Annotated in this window: 17 protein-coding genes; 12 read left to right on the top strand and 5 right to left on the bottom strand. The window is 72.6% G+C overall.

The features are described from left to right. Positions 1-251: 251 nt before the first annotated feature. The gene (locus tag AB0472_RS00530; RefSeq protein WP_366352076.1) at positions 252-2,003 is read right to left on the bottom strand and encodes an MFS transporter; all 1,752 of its coding nucleotides are present in this window, start codon (positions 2,001-2,003) and stop codon (positions 252-254) included. 194 nt (positions 2,004-2,197) lie between these two features. Here AB0472_RS00530 and AB0472_RS00525 point away from each other — a divergent pair, with 194 nt between their 5' ends. The 4 genes from AB0472_RS00525 to AB0472_RS00510 all read left to right on the top strand — a co-directional run bounded on the left by AB0472_RS00525 (position 2,198) and on the right by AB0472_RS00510 (position 6,712). Next, positions 2,198-3,397 carry a lipid-transfer protein gene (locus tag AB0472_RS00525; RefSeq protein ID WP_366352074.1) on the top strand — a complete coding sequence of 400 codons (1,200 nt, stop codon included), beginning with the start codon at positions 2,198-2,200 and terminating at the stop codon, positions 3,395-3,397. A 311-nt stretch (positions 3,398-3,708) separates the two neighbouring features. After that, positions 3,709-5,130 (top strand): MFS transporter, encoded by a 1,422-nt coding sequence (locus AB0472_RS00520; RefSeq protein WP_366352073.1) that lies wholly within the window; start codon positions 3,709-3,711, stop codon positions 5,128-5,130. A 209-nt stretch (positions 5,131-5,339) separates the two neighbouring features. Then, complete coding sequence (locus AB0472_RS00515) at positions 5,340-5,879, top strand: SigE family RNA polymerase sigma factor (RefSeq protein ID WP_366352072.1); 540 nt, start codon at positions 5,340-5,342, stop codon at positions 5,877-5,879. Continuing rightward, positions 5,879-6,712, top strand: a complete 834-nt coding sequence (locus AB0472_RS00510; protein WP_366352070.1) for a hypothetical protein — start codon at positions 5,879-5,881, stop codon at positions 6,710-6,712. Before AB0472_RS00515 ends, AB0472_RS00510 begins: the two co-directional genes overlap by 1 nt. A gap of 25 nt (positions 6,713-6,737) precedes the next feature. Here AB0472_RS00510 and AB0472_RS00505 read toward each other — a convergent pair whose 3' ends face one another. Further along, entirely contained in the window at positions 6,738-7,370 is a 633-nt protein-coding gene (locus tag AB0472_RS00505; RefSeq protein WP_366352678.1) for a response regulator transcription factor, read from the bottom strand. A 253-nt stretch (positions 7,371-7,623) separates the two neighbouring features. Here AB0472_RS00505 and AB0472_RS00500 point away from each other — a divergent pair, with 253 nt between their 5' ends. After that, positions 7,624-9,210 (top strand): alpha-L-arabinofuranosidase B, encoded by a 1,587-nt coding sequence (locus AB0472_RS00500; RefSeq protein WP_366352069.1) that lies wholly within the window; start codon positions 7,624-7,626, stop codon positions 9,208-9,210. Here the strand turns inward: AB0472_RS00500 and AB0472_RS00495 are convergent. Further along, positions 9,188-10,459 (bottom strand): sensor histidine kinase, encoded by a 1,272-nt coding sequence (locus AB0472_RS00495; RefSeq protein WP_366352067.1) that lies wholly within the window; start codon positions 10,457-10,459, stop codon positions 9,188-9,190. The two genes, AB0472_RS00500 and AB0472_RS00495, sit on opposite strands and share 23 nt — an antisense overlap. Positions 10,460-10,774: 315 nt before the next feature. On the opposite strand from AB0472_RS00495, the gene AB0472_RS00490 reads away from it, so the two are divergent. The 4 genes from AB0472_RS00490 to AB0472_RS00475 all read left to right on the top strand — a co-directional run bounded on the left by AB0472_RS00490 (position 10,775) and on the right by AB0472_RS00475 (position 14,931). After that, complete coding sequence (locus tag AB0472_RS00490) at positions 10,775-11,632, top strand: MaoC/PaaZ C-terminal domain-containing protein (RefSeq protein ID WP_366352066.1); 858 nt, start codon at positions 10,775-10,777, stop codon at positions 11,630-11,632. 29 nt (positions 11,633-11,661) lie between these two features. Beyond that, positions 11,662-12,738 (top strand): Zn-dependent alcohol dehydrogenase, encoded by a 1,077-nt coding sequence (locus AB0472_RS00485; RefSeq protein WP_366352065.1) that lies wholly within the window; start codon positions 11,662-11,664, stop codon positions 12,736-12,738. Between the two features lie 10 nt (positions 12,739-12,748). Next, complete coding sequence (locus AB0472_RS00480) at positions 12,749-13,693, top strand: 3-oxoacyl-ACP reductase (protein WP_366352063.1); 945 nt, start codon at positions 12,749-12,751, stop codon at positions 13,691-13,693. Between the two features lie 128 nt (positions 13,694-13,821). Continuing rightward, entirely contained in the window at positions 13,822-14,931 is a 1,110-nt protein-coding gene (locus AB0472_RS00475) for a SpoIIE family protein phosphatase (protein ID WP_366352061.1), read from the top strand. A 57-nt stretch (positions 14,932-14,988) separates the two neighbouring features. On the opposite strand, the gene AB0472_RS00470 is transcribed toward AB0472_RS00475, so the two are convergent. Both AB0472_RS00470 and AB0472_RS00465 read right to left on the bottom strand, forming a co-directional pair. Further along, positions 14,989-15,141, bottom strand: a complete 153-nt coding sequence (locus AB0472_RS00470) for a hypothetical protein (RefSeq protein ID WP_366352059.1) — start codon at positions 15,139-15,141, stop codon at positions 14,989-14,991. Between the two features lie 93 nt (positions 15,142-15,234). Beyond that, positions 15,235-16,461 (bottom strand): hypothetical protein, encoded by a 1,227-nt coding sequence (locus AB0472_RS00465; RefSeq protein ID WP_366352057.1) that lies wholly within the window; start codon positions 16,459-16,461, stop codon positions 15,235-15,237. 187 nt (positions 16,462-16,648) lie between these two features. On the opposite strand from AB0472_RS00465, the gene AB0472_RS00460 reads away from it, so the two are divergent. The 3 genes from AB0472_RS00460 to AB0472_RS00450 are packed head-to-tail and all read left to right on the top strand — an operon-like array spanning position 16,649 to position 19,507. Then, entirely contained in the window at positions 16,649-17,488 is an 840-nt protein-coding gene (locus AB0472_RS00460) for a Nif3-like dinuclear metal center hexameric protein (protein ID WP_366352055.1), read from the top strand. After that, positions 17,485-18,228 carry a C4-type zinc ribbon domain-containing protein gene (locus tag AB0472_RS00455; protein WP_366352676.1) on the top strand — a complete coding sequence of 248 codons (744 nt, stop codon included), beginning with the start codon at positions 17,485-17,487 and terminating at the stop codon, positions 18,226-18,228. Before AB0472_RS00460 ends, AB0472_RS00455 begins: the two co-directional genes overlap by 4 nt. 19 nt (positions 18,229-18,247) lie before the next feature. After that, complete coding sequence (locus tag AB0472_RS00450) at positions 18,248-19,507, top strand: bifunctional RNase H/acid phosphatase (RefSeq protein ID WP_366352053.1); 1,260 nt, start codon at positions 18,248-18,250, stop codon at positions 19,505-19,507. The last annotated feature ends 12 nt before the right edge of the window (positions 19,508-19,519 follow it).

The raw sequence follows: 19,519 nt of genomic DNA, 5'->3' as shown, positions 1-19,519 counted from the left end.
CGCAAGGCGCGCGGGGAACTGCGCGCCCAGCGACGACGACGGCGCGGCAGCCGGCTGACGTCCCGGGTCCCGCGCCAACGGGGTCCACCGGCCGCGGGCTGGCGCCGGGTCCGGCAGCGCCCCGCAAGGGGCGCGGGGAACTGCGCGCCCAGCGACGACGGCGCGGCAGCCGGCAGACGGCGCAGCGGAGCGCGCGGCGCCCGCGGCAAGCGGGGGGTGACCGCGTCGTACTCGGCCGCCCCCACTGAGTGCTACGCGCTGACCGTCTCCCCAGGCAGCGCCAGGTCCAGGTCGACCGCGCGGGCGTCACCGGTGTGGGTCGCCGACGAGGCCAGCGGGCCGTGTCCGGCGGCCTTCGCGGCCAGCACGTACGCCCCCTCGGCCGGCACCACGATCGCGTACGTACCGTCCTCGGCGGACACCGTCGCCCCCGCCTGCCTCCCACGCCGGTCGATCAGGGTCACCTTGGCGCGGGCCACCGGCACACCCGCCGCGTCCAGGACACGGCCGCGGAAACCCCGCAGCACCTCCTCGGCGTCCGCGAGCACCGCCTCCTCCTCGCTGCTCGCCCGCAGCCGGGTGTGCTGGGCGGCCTCGGCCGGCCGGTCCCGCTTCGGCAGCAGCAGGGCGAGGACCAGGCCCACCGCGACCGCTCCGGTGGCGATCAGGAACGAGACCCGGAAGCCGTGCATGGTCGGGACGGCGACGCCGCCCACGTGGTTCGCCGTGTTGGCCAGCACCATCCCGATGACGGCGCTGGACACGGACGTGCCGATGGACCGCATCAGGGTGTTGAGGCCGTTCGCCGCGCCCGTCTCCGACGCCGGGACCGCGCCGACGATCAGCGCCGGGAGGGAGGAGTAGGCGAGGCCGATGCCGGCGCCGAGGACGACCGCGATGACCAGGCTCTGCCAGGCCGCGCTCATCAGGCCGATGCCGCCGCCGTAGCCGATGCCGATGATCAGCATGCCGAGGATCAGGGTGGTCTTCGGGCCGTACTTGGCGGAGAGGCGCGCGTAGACGGGGGCCGTGAACATCATCGTCAGGCCCAGCGGGGCGACCAGCAGACCGGCGCTGACCATCGACTGGCCGAGACCGTAGCCGGTGGCCTTCGGGAGCTGCAGCAGCTGGGGCAGGACCAGCGAGACGACGTAGAAGCTGACGCCGACCATGATCGAGGCGAGGTTGGTGAAGAGCACCGCCGGGCGGGCCGTGGTGCGCAGGTCGACCAGCGGGGCCGAGTGGCGCAGTTCGTAGACGCCCCACAGGAGGAGGACGGCCACCGAGGCGGCGAACAGGCCCAGCGTGGTGCCGGACGACCAGCCCCAGTCGCTGCCCTTGGTGATGGGCAGCAGAAGCAGCACCAGACCGGCCGACAGGCCGATCGCACCCGGCACGTCGAAGGAGCCCGCCGCGCGCATCGGGGATTCCGGTACGACGAGGAGGGTCAGGGCTATGGAGAGCACGCCGAGGCCGGCGGCGCCGTAGAACAGGGCGTGCCAGTCCATGTGCTGCGCGACCAGGGCCGCGGCGGGCAGCGCGAGGCCGCCGCCGACGCCGATCGAGGAGCTCATCAGGGCCATCGCCGAGGCGAGCTTCTCGCGCGGCAGCATGTCGCGCATCAGGCCGATGCCCAGCGGGATCGCGCCCATGGCGAAGCCCTGGAGGGTCCGGCCCACGATCATCGTGAGCAGGTCGCTGGTGAGCGCACTGATCAGCGCGCCGACCACCATCACGGCGAGGCTCAGGATCAGCATCCGCCGCTTGCCGTAGAGGTCGCCGAGGCGCCCCATGATCGGGGTGGCCACGGCGCCCGACAGCAGCGTCGACGTCAGGACCCAGGTGGCGTTGCTGGGCTCGGTGCCCAGCAGTTGCGGGAGGTCCTTGATGACCGGAACGAGCAGGGTCTGCATCACCGCGACCACGATGCCCGCGAAGGCGAGGACCGGGACCACGGCCCCGCTCGCGCCCCGGGCGGGCTGGTCGGTCGTCGTGTGCGTCATTGAGTGGGGCCTCCGGGCCGAGAGAGTGACGGGAAGTACGGCATGCGTGCGGAATAAGTGCTCGGTAAACCTCGTATGCACAGGCAACTATTCCGTTGCTTCGAGCTGCTAACGAATCCTTGACCGTCCCATGGGTTTCTGATCGGGCGTCAGGGGCTGGCCTGTTTGTGGAACGTGTTCTAATCTCACGCGTCATGGCTGCTGTGAAGGCGTACCTAGCCGGCGTCGGGATGACCAAGTTCGAGAAGCCGGAGAGCCGTGACTGGCAGTACTGGGACATGGTCCGGGAGGCCGGCGGCTCCGCGCTCGCCGACGCCGGGATCACCTACGCCGAGGTGGAGCAGGTTCCTGTCGGCTACTGCTTCCAGCCCTCCACCGCCGGCCAGCGCGCCGCCTATGAACTGGGCCTCACCGGCGTCCCCGTCTACAACGTCAACAACAACTGCGCCACCGGCGCGACCGCCCTGATGCTCGCCCGCCAGCTGGTCGAGGGCGGCGCGGCCGACTGCGTCCTCGCCCTCGGCTTCGAGAAGATGAAGAGGGGCGCGCTCGGCGGCGGTGCCGACGGCGGCGACTTCTCGACCTCCCCCGTCGCCCGGCACTACGGCGTCATGGCCGCCCGGCACGGCTTCGAGGCGACCCCGCCCACCGCGCAGATCTTCGGCGACGCGGCCCGCGAGCACATGGAGCGGTACGGCACCACCGAGGCACAGCTCGCCGCCGTGGCCGCCAAGAACCACCGGCACTCCGCGGACAACCCGTACGCCCAGTTCCGGGACGTGTACGACGTCGCCGGGATCCTCGCCGCCCGCACCGTCCACCGCCCGCTCACCAAACTCCAGTGCTCGCCCACCTCCGACGGCGCGGCGGCGGCCGTGGTCGTCTCCGAACGGTTCGCCGAACGCCGCGGCCTCACCGGTCTCGTCGAGATCGTCGCGCAGGCGATGACGACCGACACCGAGGAGTCCTTCGCGTCGGGTTCGTGCATCGACGTCGTCGGGCAGCCCATGTCACGGGCCGCGGCCCGGCAGGTGTACGACCGCTCCGGCCTCGGCATCGAGGACGTCGACGTCGTCGAACTCCACGACTGCTTCTCCGTCAACGAGCTGCTGACCTACGAGGCGCTGGGCATGTGCGCGGTCGGCGAGTCGGGCAAGCTCGTCGAGTCCGGCGCGACCACCTACGGCGGCCGGTGGGTGGTGAACCCTTCCGGCGGGCTCATCTCCAAGGGGCACCCGCTGGGCGCGACCGGCCTCGCGCAGACCGCCGAACTGGTCTGGCAACTGCGCGGCACGGCCGGCGACCGCCAGGTGCCCGGCGCCCGGGTGGGGCTCGCCCACAACATCGGGCTGGGCGGCGCGGCGGTGGTGACGCTGCTGCGACGGGCGGCGTAGGCCGCAGGGCCGAGGGCCCGCGACCCGGGACCGAGGGCCGTGAACCGCGGGCGGGGGGACCGAAGGCGGGGGACCGAGGGCCGTGAACCGAGGGCCGGGACCGAGGGCCGTGAACCGCGGGCGGGGGGACCGAAGGCGGGGGACCGAGGGCCGTGAACCGAGGGCCGGGACCGAGGGCCGTGAACCGGGGGCGGGGGACCGAAGGCGGGGGACCGAGGGCCGGGACCGAGGGCCGGGACCGAGGGCCGGGCGGGCCACGTGGGCCGAAAAGCCGATGCAAGGACCGTAACCGCCTTGAGAGCATGACACCCATGCTCGAAGCCACGGACACCTCACACATACCCCGCCGGGTCGCGCCCCCCACCTGGCTGGTGGTGTCGCTGGCGTGCGCCGGGCAGTTCCTCGTCGTGCTCGACGTGTCCGTGGTGAACGTGGCGCTGCCGTCGATGCGCACCGACCTGGGGCTGAGCGCGTCGGGCCTGCAGTGGGTGGTCAACGCGTACGCCATCGCCTTCGCCGGGTTCATGCTGCTCGGCGGCCGGGCCGGCGACCTGTACGGCCGCAAGCGGATGTTCCTGGTCGGACTCGGCCTGTTCACGCTCGCCTCGCTCGGCGGCGGCTTCGCCCAGGACGGCTGGCAACTGCTGCTCGCCCGCGCCGTGCAGGGGCTGGGCGCCGCGGTCCTCGCCCCCTCGACACTGACCCTGCTGACGGCCGCCGTGCCGGAGGGGCCGGGCCGGGCGCGGGCGATCGCCACCTGGACGGCGGTGGGCGCGGGAGGCGGTGCGGCCGGCGGACTGGTCGGCGGGGTACTGGTGGACGTGCTGTCCTGGCGCTGGGTGCTGCTGATCAACGTGCCGGTGGGCGCGCTGGTCCTCGCCGGGTCCGTGCTGTGGCTCACGGAGAGCCGGGCCGGCGACGGACGGCGCCTCGACCTGCCCGGCGCCCTGCTGGTGACGGCGGGCCTCGGGACCCTGGCGTACGGCATCTCGCAGACCGAGGCCGAGGGCTGGACGGCCGCCGCCACCCTGGTCCCGCTCGCCGCCGGGCTCGCGCTGCTCGGCCTGTTCCTGGCCGTCGAGGCACGTACGGCGGCCCCGCTGATGCCGCTCGGACTGCTCGGCCGGCGGCCGGTGGCGTCGGCCAACGCGGCCATGCTGATCTCCGGTTCGGCGATGTTCTGCATGTGGTACTTCATGACGCTCTACGTCCAGAACGTCCTCGGCTACACCCCGCTGGAGGCCGGTCTCGCCCTGGTGCCCAGCTCGGTCGCGGTGCTCGTCGGCTCCAAGACGGCGCCCCGGCTGATGCGGCGGGCGGGGGCGCGGACGGTGGCGGTGTCCGGCACGCTGGTCGCGGCGAGCGGGTTCGCCTGGCAGTCGACGATGGGCCCGCACGGCGGCTACGTGACGGCCATCATGTTCCCCGGCATCCTGATGATGCTCGGCGCGGGCCTGGCCGCGACCCCGCTGGCCGCGCAGGCCACGGCGGGGGCGGCGCCGGCCGAGGCCGGACTGCTCTCGGGGCTGATCAACACCTCGCGCACGATGGGCGGTTCGCTGGGGCTCGCCGTGATGTCGACGATCGCGGCGGCCCGGACCGACGGGTCCGGCAGCGCGGCCGCCCTCACGGACGGGTACGCGGCCGCCTTCCGCACCAGCACCGGGGTGCTCCTGGCCGGGGCGGTCCTGATGCTGCTGTGGCTGCCGGGGCGGAAGGCCACGGCGAAGTAGGCGGGAGGGCTTCCGGGCGGCGGCCGGAGGGCTCCCGGGCGGCGGACCGTTCGGCTTCCGGGCGGCGGACCGTTGGGCTTCCGGCGGCGGACCGTTGGGCTTCCGGGCGGCGGACCGGCGGGTTTTCGGGAAGCAGGCCGGAGAATTCCGGGACGGCGGGCAACGGTCCGGGCGGCTCGTGGACTCCTTCTTGTATCTAGGAGGTGCCCATGGGGGAGCGGAAGGACGCTCGGAGCGAGGAGTTCCAGAGCTTCATGATCGGCCGCTGGCCGCGGCTGATGCGTACGGCATTTCTCCTCACGGGGGAGCAGCACGCCGCCGAGGACCTGGTCCAGTCGACGCTCGAACAGGTCTTCGTCGCCTGGCGAAAGGTCGGCTCCGCCGACGACCCGGAGGCGTACGTGCGGCGCGTGATGATCAACGCACACGCGCGCCGGCACAGAAGGAAGCTCAAGGAGTTCCTGGCGTCGAAGGACGACTTGGGCCTGGTGCGCGAGGTGCCGGACATGGGGGACCGGATCGCCCAGGCCGACGACCGCAGCGCTCTGCTCAAGGCACTCGCCCAACTGCCGCCCCGGCAGCGGGAGGCCGTGGTGCTGCGCTATTGGGAGGACCTGACGGAGACCCAGGCGGCGCAGGCGATGGGCTGTTCGGCGGGCACGGTCAAGAGCAACGCGGCCAAGGGGATCGCGAAACTCCGTGCCATACCGGGACTGGCCGACATGGTGACGCAGGGAGGCCGTAACTGATGAGCATGAACCGGGAGAACCACGACATGACACAGGCGGAGTCGGACATCGCCCTCCTCCTCGCTGACGCCGCCGACGGGGTCGAGATCGGCATGGCCCCCGTGCAGACGGTCATGCGCGGCGGCCGGCGACGCCGGACCCGGCGGTGGGCGGTGGCGGGGGCCACGGCGCTGGTGCTGGCCGCCGGTTCGACGGCGGGCGCGCTGGCGATGACGGGGCTGCCGGGCGGCGGCCACGGGGACCGGGGCAGTGAGGTGGCGGTCCGGCCGACGTCACCGGAGTCGCGCCACGTGTACTCGCCCGAGTCGACGGATCTGGCGCTGGGCAGCTACCAGGGCAAGAAGTGGGGTGTCGGAGTCATGGTGTGGGGCGCGCCGCTCACCCGCGCCGAGGCCGAGAAGCAGTGGAAGGCGATGCGCGACTGGCAGCTCGAACCCGCGGACGCGCACAAGCCCGCTGACCTGATCGGCAAGACGTCCTTCTTCGTCACCCGCGGTTATGACGGATTCCGCCGCCAGGTGGTCATGTTCAACACGGTGCGGGAGGTGGAACCGCTCTCGGGGACCGACCTGGATGCCGCCGCCGCCAGGCTCGGTGACGATCCGGGGAGCGCCGACCGACTGGTGGTCGGCAAGGTCGCCACAACGGCCGCGGAGGTCACCTGCCACTGGAAGGACGGCACCTCGACCCGGGTCGCGCGCGTCCCCGCCGACTCCCCGTACTACAGCGGGCAATCGGAACTCCGGCCGGTCCGCGACTACCCGGGGGCCAACTGGTTCGTCTGCGTCGCCCCGCAGGGCACCTCCTACGAGTCGGCGGAGGTGACGAAGTAGCGTCTTCGGCCGGCTCGCCGGGAGGTCACAGCCACCCCTGCTGCCGGGCCTCCCGTACCGCCTCCGCCCGGTTGCGGGTGCCGGTCTTGCCGATCGCGGCGGAGAGGTAGTTGCGGACGGTCGACTCCGACAGGTGCAGCTTCGCCGCGATGTCGGCGACGGTCGCGCCGTCCACCGACGCCTTCAGCACGTCGCATTCGCGGGCGGTGAGCGGGTTCGGCCCGGCGCTGAGCGCGGCGGTGGCGAGCGCCGGGTCGACCACGGTCTCCCCGGTGAGCACCCGCCGGATCGCCCGGGCCAGTTCCTCCACCGGTCCGTCCTTGACGAGGAACCCGGCCGCCCCGGCCTCCATCGCGCGGCGCAGATAGCCGGGTCGGCCGAAGGTGGTCAGGATCAGCACCCGGCAGTCCGGCGCCTGCTCGCGCAGTTCCGCCGCCGCGTCGAGGCCGCTGATGCCCGGCAGTTCGATGTCCAGGAGCGCCACGTCGGGCCGGTGCGCGAGCGCCGCGTCCACGATCGCGTCGCCCGTCCCGACCTGGGCGACGACCTCGATGTCCGGCTCCATCCCGAGCAGTAGGGCCAGGGCCCCGCGCATCATCCCCTGGTCCTCGGCGAGCAGCACCCTGATGGACTTCGCGGGCCGGTGGTCCCGGGGCATCTCGTTCGCAGGCTCGTACACAGCCCAAGCGTAGCCTCGGGCCCGGCAATTAAAGAACAGTCATTGTTCCGCGCCGCAGGTCTTGACGCCGGTTGACCGTGCTCAAACAATCGCCTCTGCAATTCCCTGAATGGTCGGCGAATGGTCGGCATTTCGACAGCTGAATGAGTTCGGTATTTCGATCGAACGGTGTTCGGGATACCGGACGTCAGGAACCCGCACCGCCCTACGAGGAACCAGGAAGAGGTGCACCGTGTTCTCAGTGCCTGTACGGGTACGAGCCCCGCGCTCCCGCCGGCCGCGCGTGCGGAGAGCCGTCCTGTCCGTGCTCGCCGCGTTCGTGACCGTCGCCGCGCTCCTGGTCGGGGCCGGCGCCCCCGAGGCGTCCGCCGCCGGTTCGCTGCCCTGTGACGTCTACGCCGCCGCCGGCACCCCGTGCGTCGCCGCGCACAGCATGGTCCGGGCGCTGTACTCGTCGTACGGCGGCTCCCTCTACCGGGTGCAGCGCGCCTCGGACGGCGCCACGGCCGACATCGGCCTGCTGGCCACCGGCGGCTACGCCGACGCGGCCGCGCAGAACTCCTTCTGCGCCGGTACGACCTGCATCGTCACCAGGATCTACGACCAGTCCAGCAAGCACAACGACCTCACCGTCGAGGGCGCGGGCGGGGCCGGCGCGGCCGATGTCGGGGCCCCGGCGGACGCGCTGCCGGTGACCGTCGGCGGGCACCAGGTCTATGGCCTGGAGATCTCGGCCGGCATGGGCTACCGGGACAACGCCACCTCGGGAGTCGCCACCAACGGCGCCGCCGAGGGGATGTACATGGTCACCTCCGGCACCCACGTCAACGGCAGCTGCTGCTTCGACTACGGCAACGCCGAGACCAACAACAAGGACACCGGCAACGGCCACATGGACGCCATCAACTTCGGCACCGAGTGCTGGTTCTCGCCCTGCTACGGCTCCGGCCCGTGGGTCCAGGCGGACCTGGAGAACGGGCTGTTCCAGTCCGACCTCGGCTACAGCACCAACTCCTCCAACGCGGGCACCGGCGCGATACCGTTCGTCACCGCGTTGCTGAAGAACAACGGGCAGGACCATTTCGCACTGAAATGGGGAAACGCACAATCGGGCGGTCTCACCACCACGTATTCCGGTGGTGAGCCCAGTACCGGCAGCGGTTACTCACCGATGCACCAGGAGGGCGCGATCGTCCTCGGCACCGGCGGCGACAACAGCAACGGCTCCATCGGCTCGTTCTTCGAGGGCGTGATGACCTCAGGCATCCCGACCGACGCGGCCGACGACGCCGTCCAGTCCGACATCGTCTCCGTCGGGTACGGCGGCGCGACCGGCTCCACCGGCAGCCTCGGTCCGGCCTCGGAGATCTCCCTGAGGGCCACCACGTCCTGCTGCACCGCCGACTACGTCCGCCACCAGAACGACGCGGGCGTGCTCTCGGCCGTCACGTCCAGCAGCTCCGCCCTCGACAGGAACGACGCCACCTGGATCGTCCGCCCCGGCCTCGCGGACGGCTCCTGCGTCTCCTTCGAGTCCCGGAACTACCCCGGCGACTACCTGCGCCACTACAACTACAGGATCTACCGGCAGCCGATGGACGGCACCATCACGTTCCGGCAGGACGCGACCTTCTGCCCGACGACCGGGAAGAGCGGCACGGGCACGTCCTTCGCCTCGTACAACTACCCGACGAAATACCTGCGCCACTACAACTACAACCTCTACATAGCGAGCGACGGCGGCTCGAACGCCTGGGACAGCGCCACGTCCTGGACCGACGACGTCAGCTGGGCCGTCAGCTCGCCCTGGGTGCCGTAGCGGCCACCGGGGCCAGCAGCTCCAGCGCCTCGGTGGGAAGTTCCGCGGTGACCGTGAAGCCGCCGCGCGGCGCCGGGCCGGCCGTGAGGGAGCCGCCCGCCGCCGCGAGGCGCTCGGTCAGCCCCTGCAGGCCGGTGCCGCCGACGCCCGCCCGGCGGGGCTCGGCGGCCACCGCGCCCGAGCCGTTGTCGGCGATCGTCAGCCGGGCCCGGCCGGCGGCGCTGTCGACGGCGATCTCGCAGCGCGTGGCGTCGCTGTGCCGGACCACGTTGGTCACCGCCTCGCGCACCACCCAGCCGAGCAGCGTCTCGGTCTGCGGGACGAGCGGCGCCCCCGACTGCCGGACCACCGGCTCGACGCCCGCCGCGGTGAGGGCCGAGCGGGCCCGGACGAGATCGGCGGCCAGGCTGCCCTCCCGGTAGCCGGTGACCGCCTCGCGGATCTCGGTCAGCGCCTGCCGGCCGACCGACTCGATGTCCGAGATCTGCGTCAGCGCCGCGTCCAGGTCCCGGGGTGCGACCCGCCGGGCCGCCTCCGACTTCACGACGATCACGGAGAGGGTGTGGCCGAGCAGGTCGTGCAGATCCCGCGAGAAGCGCAGCCGCTCCTTCTCCACCGCCCGCCGGGCCAGCTCCTCGCGGGCCGCACGCAGCTCCCGCACGGCCTCGGAGAGGGAGAGGATCGCGGCGGTGATCATCGTGGACAGGAAGGTGCCGTAGGCGATGGTGATGGCGTCGGAGCCGTCCCGGTACCAGGAGACCGCGCCCGCGAAGCAGGCCAGCAGGATGCCGCTCCGGCCCAGCCAGGGCCCGCGCAGCGCCGCGCCCGCGGCCAGGCCGAGCAGCGGGAAGAACATCAGCCAGTTGCCGCCGTAGCCCAGGGCCAGGCCGGTGGTCAGCAGGCCCATCAGCAGCAGGGCGACACGGGTGGAGGTGGCCTCCCGGGCCTCCTTGCGGAAGGAACGGAAGGTCACGTAGATGTACAGCGAGTTGAAGGCGAGCAGGCCGATCCCGCCGATCCACGGGTTGGCCGTCTTGCCCTGGAGCAGGTTGGAGAGCGAGCCCAGCCCCATCAGCAGCCAGGGGAGCAGGGCGAACCCGGAGGGCGGCGGCCCCGCATGATCGGGCACCTCGCCGTTCTTCCGGGCGGCCTTCTGCTGCTCCCTGAAGCGGGCCATGTCCTCCCGCCACTGGGCGCGAGCCGCCCGCCACCCGTCCACCCGGCATGTCACCTGCTGCCACCACGCCATGTCACTCTTCCCCCGATCTGTATGGACCTGTTCCCGTTCGTTCCGTTCCGCCCGGCCGTACTGTCCGGCGGTACGACCTTACGGAAGGCGGCGCCGGTTCGGCAGAGGCGGATGTACGGCCGTGGGCGGGACAAATGTCATGGTCCGGCGCCGTCGTATCTGACACGACGTCAGGAGCCTTCACAACTGCGGAGGGCTGGGCTATACAAGGGGCGCTGGAATGGAACGCGTTCTAGATCTGCACCCGTGGACGACCTCGGTGCGGCCGACGGTGCGGACGGCCGTGCCGGGGTCTTGAGACACTTCAGGAGCCGTATGCCCATCGACGCCGCCAAGGCCCTCGCCGCCGAACCCAGGTCCGGGGAGATCCGCTGGGAGCGCCGGGACGTCCAGCTCTACCACCTCGGCATCGGCGCGGGCCGCCCCGCCACCGATCCCGACGAACTGCGCTACACCCTGGAGACCCGGCTGCACGTCCTGCCCAGCTTCGCCACCGTCGCGGGCGCCGGCTCACCCGGGGTGATCAGCGGACTGTCCATGCCCGGCATCGACGTCGACCTCGCCAGGGTGCTGCACGGCGGCCAGTCCCTCACCCTGCACCGCCCCATCCCGGTCGCGGGCACCGCCACCGCGACGGGCCGCATCGCCGCGGTGTACGACAAGGGCAAGGCGGCCGTCCTGGTGATGCGCACCGACGTCGCGGACGCCGACGGCCCGTTGTGGACCAACGACGCGCAGATCTTCGTACGGGGGGAGGGCGGCTGGGGCGGCGACCGCGGCCCCTCGACCCGGCTCGCCCCGCCGGCCGGCGAGCCGGACCGGACCGTCGAGCGCCCGGTCCGCGAGGACCAGGCCCTGCTCTACCGCCTCTCCGGCGACTACAACCCGCTGCACGCCGACCCCGAGTTCGCCAAGCTCGCCGGCTTCGACCGGCCCATCCTGCACGGGCTGTGCACCTACGGCATGACGCTCAAGGCGGTCGTGGACACGCTGCTCGGCGGCGACGTGAGCCGGGTGCGGTCGTACGCGACGCGGTTCGCCGGGGTGGTGTACCCGGGGGAGACCCTGCGCATCCGCATGTGGCGGAGCGACGGGCGGGTCCAGGTCGCCGTGAGCGCCGCAGAGCGCGAGGACGCGCCCGTCCTCGCCGACACGATCGTCGAACACCTTTGATCCAGTGAGCAGTTGAGGGGAGCCGCAGCATGCGCGCAGCCGTACTGCACGAGATCGGCCAGGAGAAGCTGGACGTCCTCGACGACGTCGAGGCGGTGGGATTCGGGCCCGGCAGGGTACGGATCCGGGTGCGCGCCACGGGGCTGTGCCACTCGGACCTGTCGGCGATGAGCGGGGTGCTGCCGCAGCCGGGACCGTTCGTGCCGGGCCACGAGGGCGCGGGCGAGGTCCTGGAGGTGGGCGAGGGCGTCACCCGGGTGAAGCCGGGCGACCGGGTGGTCGTCTGCTGGCTGCCGGCCTGCGGTGCGTGTCCCGCGTGCAGGCGCGGCCAGACCGAGCTCTGCCTGGCCGGGTTCATGAACGCCGGCACCCCCAACTTCCGGCGCCCTGGCGGAGACGTCTTCGGCTTCGCAGGCACCGGTACCTTCACCGAGGAGGTCGTGGTCGACGCCGGGTGCGCGGTGCCGATCCCGGACGACGTGCCCTTCGACATCGCCGCGCTGATCGGCTGCGGGGTGACCACCGGGCTCGGCGCGGCCCTCAACACGGCCGATCTGGAGGCCGGTTCGTCGGTCGCCGTCATCGGCTGCGGAGGCGTCGGGATCTCGGCGATCCAGGGGGCGCGGCTCAAGGGCGCGGCCGAGATCGTCGCCGTCGACCCCGTCGAGTCGCGGCGCGAGTCGGCGCTCAGGTTCGGGGCGACGCGGGCGGTCTCGCCGGACGAGCTGCCCGGCGCCAAGCAGGAGGTCACCGCCGGTGAGGGCTTCGACTGCGTCTTCGAGGTCGTCGGCAAGTCCGCCACCGCCCGGACCGCGTACGAGAACACCCGGCGCGGCGGCACCCTCGTGGTCGTCGGCGCGGGCGCCATGGACGACTTCCTGCAGCTCAACATGTTCGAGCTGTTCTTCGACGAGAAGCGGATCCTGCCGTCCATGTACGGCGGCGGTGACGTGGTCCGCTCCTACGAGCGGACGATCGCCCTGTGGCGGGCGGGCCGGATCGACCTGGAGGGCCTGATCACCCACCGGGTTCCGCTGGCCGAGATCAACGAGGCCCTGGACCAGATGCGCACGGGCACCGCCCTGCGCACCTGCATAGAGATCTGAGGGGCGCCGTATGCGGGAGAGGCCGCTGGAAGGGCTGGCCGCCGTCGTCACGGGGGCCGGCCGGGGCCTGGGCCGGGCAGAGGCGCTGGAGCTGGCCCGGCTGGGCGCGGCCGTCGTCGTCAACGACTTCGGCCGGCCGGGCCGGGACGGCTCGGGGGCGGCCTCCTCGGCACCCGCCGAGCAGGTCGCGGAGGAGATCCGCGCGGCGGGCGGCCAGGCCGTCGCCCATACGGGAGACATCGCCGACTTCTCACAGGCGCGAGACCTTCTCACGCTTGCGACAGCCCATTACGGGAAGCTGGACATCCTCGTCAACAACGCGGGGATCCTGCGCGACCGCATGGTCTTCTCCATGACCGAGGACGAGTGGGACTCGGTGATCAGGGTCCACCTCAAGGGCCACTTCAACACCACCCACTTCGCCGCCGCGCACTGGCGGGACCGCTCCAAGGCGGCGGGCGGCGAGAAGGTCTACGGGCGGATCGTGAACACGTCCTCCGAGGCCTTCCTCGCCGGCTCCGCGGGCCAGCCCAACTACGCGGCCGCGAAGGGCGGCATCGTCGGCCTGACCACCTCCACGGCCCTCGCCCTCGCCAAGTACGGCGTCACCGCCAACGTGATCTGCCCGCGCGCCCGCACCCGGATGACCGAGGACGTCTTCGCCGGCTTCGAGCAGCCCGCCGAGGGTCTCGACCCCCTCGCCCCCGAGCACGTCGCCCCGCTCGTCGGCTACCTGGCCTCCCCGGCCGCCGAGCGGATCAACGGGCAGCTGCTCGTGGTCCACGGCGGCATGGTCGCCGTCGTGGAACGCCCGCGCGTGCAGGCCAAGTTCGACAGCAAGCAGGACACCTTCGACTACGCCGAACTCGACGCCGCGCTCACGCCGCACTACGCGGAGCGGCCGCCGGGGGAGACCTTCGCGGCGGCGGAGGTGCTGGGGCTGAAGCGCGGGTGACACCGGCCGGCCGCGGCGCCGTGGGCGGCGCCGCGGTCTCGTGGTGCGCGCCACGACCACCTGCTCGTATCGTGAAAAGACCTCGTATCGTGAAATGACGGCGAGCAGCGGGGTGAGCAAGGAAGATCATGGCTGGTCCGGCGGTCGACTACGCGGCGGTGTTCCAGGCCCTTCCCGGGGCCGCGGCGCTGGTGACGCCGCAGCTGATCTACGCCGACGCCAACGCGGAGTTCGAGCGCCTGCGGGGCCTGCCCCGTGAGCAGATGATCGGGCGCTTCCTGCCCGAGGACAGCATCGAGAACGCGTCCGCCGAGCCTCTCCTGCTCAGGGTTCTGGCGTCCCTGCGACGGGCGGCGGACACCGGCGAACGCAGCGTCGTGGCGCTGCAGCGCCTCGACAGCGAGGACCCCGACCAGCCGGGGGTGTGGCACGAGCGGTACTTCAACGTGACCGACATCCCCGTGTTCGGGGACGACGGGCGGGTGACGCTGCTGCTGCACCGGCTGGAGGACGTCACCGAGCTCATCCGGGCCCGTGAGGTCGCGCTGACCCTGCAGGAAGCCATGCTGCCCGCCCCGCGCCAGGTCGGCCGGCACCCGGCGGCCGTCCGCTACCGGCCCGCCGCCGAGGCCCTCAACGTGGCCGGCGACTGGTACGACCTGGTCGACCTGCCCGGCGACCGCATCGCCGTCGCCGTCGGCGACGTCGTCGGCCACGGTCTGCCCGCGGCCGGTGTCATGGGGCAACTGCGCAGCGCCCTCACCGCCGCCTCGCTGGTCCCCGAGGGCCCCGCCCGCGCCCTGGAGGTGCTCGGGCAGTACGCCCGCACCGTGGACGGCGCCGAGAACACCACCGTGGCCACGGCCTTCATCGACTGGGAGAACGACACCATCACCTACAGCTGCGCCGGCCACCCCCCGCCGGCACTTCTCCGGCCGGACGGGACCGTCGAGTTCCTGGACCAGGCCACCGACCCGCCCCTGGCCGCCCGCCCCCAGCACGGCCCCCGGACCCAGGCCGTCGTGTCCTTCCGCGAGGACTCCGTCCTCGTGCTCTACACCGACGGCCTGATCGAACGCCGTGGCGAGGACATCGACAAGGGCCTCGACCGGCTCGCCGACTCCCTGGTCCGCCACCGCACCGCCCGGTGCGAAGCGCTCGCCGACGCCGTCCTCGCCGACCTGCTCCCGTCCGGTGACGCCACCGACGACACCGCCCTGGTCATCGTGCGCCTGTGAACCGGCACGGAAAAGGGGCCCACCGGTCACCCGGCGGGCCCCTCTCCCTCACTGCCGTCAGGCTGCCGCCTCGACCGGCTCCGGCTTGCGGTGCCGGCCGCTGGGGGCCGTCTCGCTGTCCTGGACCGAGACGTGACCGCGGTGCTTGCCGTGGCCGTCCGTCTCCTGGGCCTCGGCGGACAGTTGCTGGGACGTGCTGGCGTCGCTCATCGGAAGAATTCACCCCGTCAACATGATCTTTCTTACAGCCCGGCGAGTCTAACGGGCCCACCACGGGGCGAATCCAGGCGGCCACGCCGACCGCTACTGGTTCGTTACAAGCCTGGCAAGTGGTGCCTGTTGGAGGGGCACCGGCCGGGCCACGACAGGTCCCGGAGGGTCCGGTTCCGCCGGCTTTCCGGGCGTACCCGACGCCCCGGCAGCCGTGCCGTCCCGAACCGGATCCCCCGGGCCCGCGTCCCCCGGCCCCCCGTTCTCCCCCGTCTCCCCCGTCTCCCCCCAGGGCACCGACACCGCCGCCACGCCGCACGGGACCTCCCCCGTGGCATACGGCAGGCGCAGCACCCCGTCCTGCGTCCACACCCCGGTGCCCGTCAACCACCCCTCGGGCGCCGGGAGATGGCACATTCTGCGGGCTCTGGGCCGCCAGGCCCCCACCCAGCTGCCGAGCGGAGAGTCGATCCGCAGCGCCACCCCGCAGCTCTCCGGCACCAGCACCTGACCCGGCTGGGCGGCGAACGGCGTGACCACGCAGTCCGGGCACTCCGGCACCCGCAGGCTCTCCGGGAAGCGCACCGGCAGCGTGGAGCCGAGGACCCCCCAGCCCAACCGTTCCTGCCCGGGGCTGGGCGCGTCCGAGCCGACCATGATCAGCCCGCTGTCCGGGTCGGCGAGCAGCAGCCGGTCGTCGCTGTCCGCCGCGATCTGCAGCAGCGGCGACACCTCGCCGCCGCGCTCCAGGTCGACGACGACCGCCTTGGTCCGCCCGCCCAGCTCCCGGTCCAGGGCCAGCATCCGCCCGGCCCGGTCCAGCCAGACCCCGCCCGCACACCGCCCCGGCACCACCGCGATCTGCTCCGGCCCGAAGGCCCCGCCCGCCACCAGCCAGACGGCGGAGGAACGCGGCCCGACGCCGAGCGCGTACGCGTGCACACCTCCCGGCGCGGGCGGCAGCAGCCGTAGCGTGGCCCCTTCGTCCGTGCACTCCACCGCCCCCAGCGGCAGCTCGCCGGTGCCGGGACCGGTCGGATAGAGAAGGGCGAAGTGGTGCCGGCCGTCCACCAGCCGGCGGATGAGCACCCGCCCGTCGCCGAGCGGCTGCACCTCCGTGTCCGGCTCCTCCGGCTGGTTGCCGGGGAGCGGTACGGCGTAGGGCTCGGGGCCGTCCAGCGTCCAGCGCTCCGGGTAGCAGGAACCATCCTGCTGGGCCAGCCGGGCCGCGTACGCCCCGTCCACCGTGATGGTGCAGCCCGCCCCCGGCGTGCTGTCTTCCGCGTCCGCTGCCGAGGGTTCGATCGCACAGGCCGTCATCGTTCGGTCACCTCCGGCCACGAAGCTAGTTTTCGCACGCACAGGCGGCGCACCGGCCCACGGTGGCTTCACACATACGGGTGCACACTCGACGATTCGCCTGAGGAAACGGGGGCGGATGTGCTGCGCGTTGCCTCCGGCGGCCGAGCAGGTACGGCCCCGCGGAACAGGCAGGTAGCCTTTCCCCGTGCCCCGTCTGTCAGAAGTCATCGCCGCGCTGGAGAACCTGTGGCCCGCCGAGCGGGCCGAGTCCTGGGACGCGGTCGGTACGGTCGTGGGCGACCCCGGCCAGGAGGTCACGCGGGTCCTCTTCGCCGTCGACCCGGTCCAGGACATCGTCGACGAGGCGGTGAAGCTGGGCGCCGACCTGCTGGTCACCCACCACCCCCTCTACCTGCGCGGCACGACGACGGTCGCGGCCTCCCACTTCAAGGGCCGGGTCGTGCACACCCTGATCAAGAACGACATCGCGCTGCACGTCGCCCACACCAACGCCGACACCGCCGACCCGGGCGTCTCGGACGCCCTCGCGGGCGCCCTGGACCTGCGCGTCGTACGCCCCCTGGTCGCGGACCCCACCGATCCGGAGGGCCGCCGGGGCCTCGGCCGCGTCTGCGAGCTGGACCACCCGGTGACCGTCCGCGAGCTCGCCGACCGGGCCGCGGCCCGGCTCCCCGCCACCGCGCAGGGCATCCGCGTCGCCGGCGACCCCGAGGCCGTCGTCCGTACGGTCGCCGTCAGCGGCGGCTCCGGCGACAGCCTCTTCGACGTGGTACGCGCCGCCGGCGTGGACGCCTTCCTCACCGCCGACCTGCGCCACCACCCGGCCTCGGAAGCGGTCGCCCACAGCCGCCTCGCGCTGCTCGACGCGGCGCACTGGGCCACCGAATGGCCCTGGTGCGAGCTGGCCGCCACCCAGCTCGACGAAATCTCCGACCGCCATGGCTGGGACCTGCGCGTGCACGTCTCCAGGACGGTCACCGACCCCTGGACCAGCCACTCACCGTCCCTTGGAGCCCCCAACTGAACGCAGCGCCCGCCGACCAGATCCGACTCCTCGACGTCCAGGCCCTGGACGTACGCCTCCAGCAGCTGGCGCACAAGCGGAAGTCGCTGCCCGAGCACGCCGAGATCGAGTCGCTGACCAAAGACCTGACCCAGCTGCGCGACCTGCTCGTGGCCGCGCAGACCGAGGAGAGCGACACCGCCCGCGAGCAGACCAAGGCCGAGCAGGACGTGGACCAGGTGCGCCAGCGCGCCGCCCGCGACCAGCAGCGCCTGGACTCCGGCGCGGTCACCTCCCCGAAGGACCTGGAGAACCTCCAGAGGGAGATCGTCTCCCTCGCCAAGCGCCAGGGCGATCTGGAGGACGTCGTCCTGGAGGTCATGGAGCGCCGGGAGTCCGCGCAGGAGCGGGTCGCCGAGCTGACCGAGCGGGTCGGCGCCGTCCAGGGCCGGATCGACGAGGCGACCGCCCGCCGCAACGCCGCGTCCGGGGACATCGACGCCGAGGTGGCCACGGTCACCAAGGAGCGCGAGGTCATCGCCGCTGCCGTCCCCGCGGACCTCCTCAAGCTCTACGACAAGCTGCGCGAGCAGCAGGGCGGCATCGGTGCGGCCAAGCTGTACGCCCGCACCTGCCAGGGCTGCCGCCAGGAGCTCGCCATCACCGAGCTGGCCGAGGTCCGCAAGGCCGCGCCGGACACCGTGGTGCGCTGCGAGAACTGCCGCCGGATCCTGGTGCGCACGTCCGAGTCGGGCCTGTAGGAATACTTGAGGGGCTTACGTGGCAAGGGAGTTCATCGTCGAGGCGGACGGCGGCTCCCGGGGCAACCCGGGGCCGGCCGGCTACGGCGCGGTGGTCTTCGACGCGGTGAGCGGCGAGACGCTGGCGGAGGCGGCGGAATACCTCGGCGTCGTCACCAACAACGTCGCCGAGTACCGCGGCCTGCTGGCCGGCCTGCGCGCGGCCCGGGACCTCGACCCCGCCGCGGCCGTCCACGTCCGCATGGACTCCAAGCTGGTCATCGAGCAGATGTCCGGCCGCTGGAAGATCAAGCACCCCGACATGAAGCCGCTGGCGGCGGAGGCGTCCCGGGTCTTCCCACCGGGCCAGGTCACCTACGAGTGGATCCCGAGAGCCGAGAACAAACACGCCGACCGCCTGGCGAACGAGGCGATGGACGCGGGCAAGCGGGGCGAACAGTGGTCGGCTGCGGGGTCTACTGCGGAGCTTGACGCTCGATCCGCGGCGACTGCGGCGCCCCGCAAGGGGCGCGGGGCTGAGACATTTGCGGCTCCGCCGCGTGGGCGCGACCAGCCCCCACCGACCGGAACTGTGACGACTACCGACACCGCCGCTGACACCCGCGCCGCGCGCTCTGTCGCCACCCCCGGCTGGAGCTCCGCCCCCGACCTCGGCGCCCCGGCGACATTCGTCCTCCTCCGCCACGGCGAGACCCCCCTCACTCCCCAGAAGCGCTTCTCCGGCAGCGGCGGCACCGACCCGGAACTCTCCCCGGCCGGCCTGGAGCAGGCGCAGCGCGCCGCCGACGCCCTCGCCCGCCGCGGCACGATCGAGACGATCCTCGCCTCCCCCCTCACCCGCACCCGGCAGACCGCCGCGGCCGTCGCCGAGCGCCTCGGCCTCGACGTCACGATCGAGGAAGGGATCAGGGAGACGGACTTCGGCGCCTGGGAGGGCCTCACCTTCGGCGAGGTCCGCGAGCGCCACCCCGACGACCTGACCGCCTGGCTGGCCGACCCGTCGGCCCGCCCCACCGGCGGCGGCGAGAGCTTCGCCGAGACGGCGGCCCGCATCGCGGCCACCCGGGACAAGCTGATCGCGGCCTACGCGGGCCGCACGGTCCTGCTCGTCACGCACGTCACACCGATCAAGACGTTCGTCCAACTCGCCCTCGGCGCCCCGCTGAAGTCCCTGTTCCGCATGGAACTGTCGGCTGCCTCGCTGTCGGCGGTGGCGTACTACGCGGACGGCAACGCGAGCGTGCGGCTCTTCAACGACACGTCCCACCTGCGTCCCTGAATCAGGACCTGA

Source organism: Streptomyces sp. NPDC086777 (assembly GCF_040702065.1).
Lineage (GTDB): Bacteria > Actinomycetota > Actinomycetes > Streptomycetales > Streptomycetaceae > Streptomyces.
Note: the sequence above shows the minus strand (reverse complement) of the source record. Positions and strands in the feature narration are given on the sequence as shown.

Bases quoted from the DNA above. Each gene is read 5' to 3' on its own strand.
- AB0472_RS00530 (WP_366352076.1), bottom strand. From the start codon at position 2,003: ATGACGCACACGACGACCGACCAGCCCGCCCGGGGCGCGAGCGGGGCC.
- AB0472_RS00525 (WP_366352074.1), top strand. From the start codon at position 2,198: ATGGCTGCTGTGAAGGCGTACCTAGCCGGCGTCGGGATGACCAAGTTC.
- AB0472_RS00520 (WP_366352073.1), top strand. From the start codon at position 3,709: ATGCTCGAAGCCACGGACACCTCACACATACCCCGCCGGGTCGCGCCC.
- AB0472_RS00515 (WP_366352072.1), top strand. From the start codon at position 5,340: ATGGGGGAGCGGAAGGACGCTCGGAGCGAGGAGTTCCAGAGCTTCATG.
- AB0472_RS00510 (WP_366352070.1), top strand. From the start codon at position 5,879: ATGAGCATGAACCGGGAGAACCACGACATGACACAGGCGGAGTCGGAC.
- AB0472_RS00505 (WP_366352678.1), bottom strand. From the start codon at position 7,370: ATGCCCCGGGACCACCGGCCCGCGAAGTCCATCAGGGTGCTGCTCGCC.
- AB0472_RS00495 (WP_366352067.1), bottom strand. From the start codon at position 10,459: ATGGCGTGGTGGCAGCAGGTGACATGCCGGGTGGACGGGTGGCGGGCG.
- AB0472_RS00490 (WP_366352066.1), top strand. From the start codon at position 10,775: ATGCCCATCGACGCCGCCAAGGCCCTCGCCGCCGAACCCAGGTCCGGG.
- AB0472_RS00485 (WP_366352065.1), top strand. From the start codon at position 11,662: ATGCGCGCAGCCGTACTGCACGAGATCGGCCAGGAGAAGCTGGACGTC.
- AB0472_RS00480 (WP_366352063.1), top strand. From the start codon at position 12,749: ATGCGGGAGAGGCCGCTGGAAGGGCTGGCCGCCGTCGTCACGGGGGCC.
- AB0472_RS00475 (WP_366352061.1), top strand. From the start codon at position 13,822: ATGGCTGGTCCGGCGGTCGACTACGCGGCGGTGTTCCAGGCCCTTCCC.
- AB0472_RS00470 (WP_366352059.1), bottom strand. From the start codon at position 15,141: ATGAGCGACGCCAGCACGTCCCAGCAACTGTCCGCCGAGGCCCAGGAG.
- AB0472_RS00465 (WP_366352057.1), bottom strand. From the start codon at position 16,461: ATGACGGCCTGTGCGATCGAACCCTCGGCAGCGGACGCGGAAGACAGC.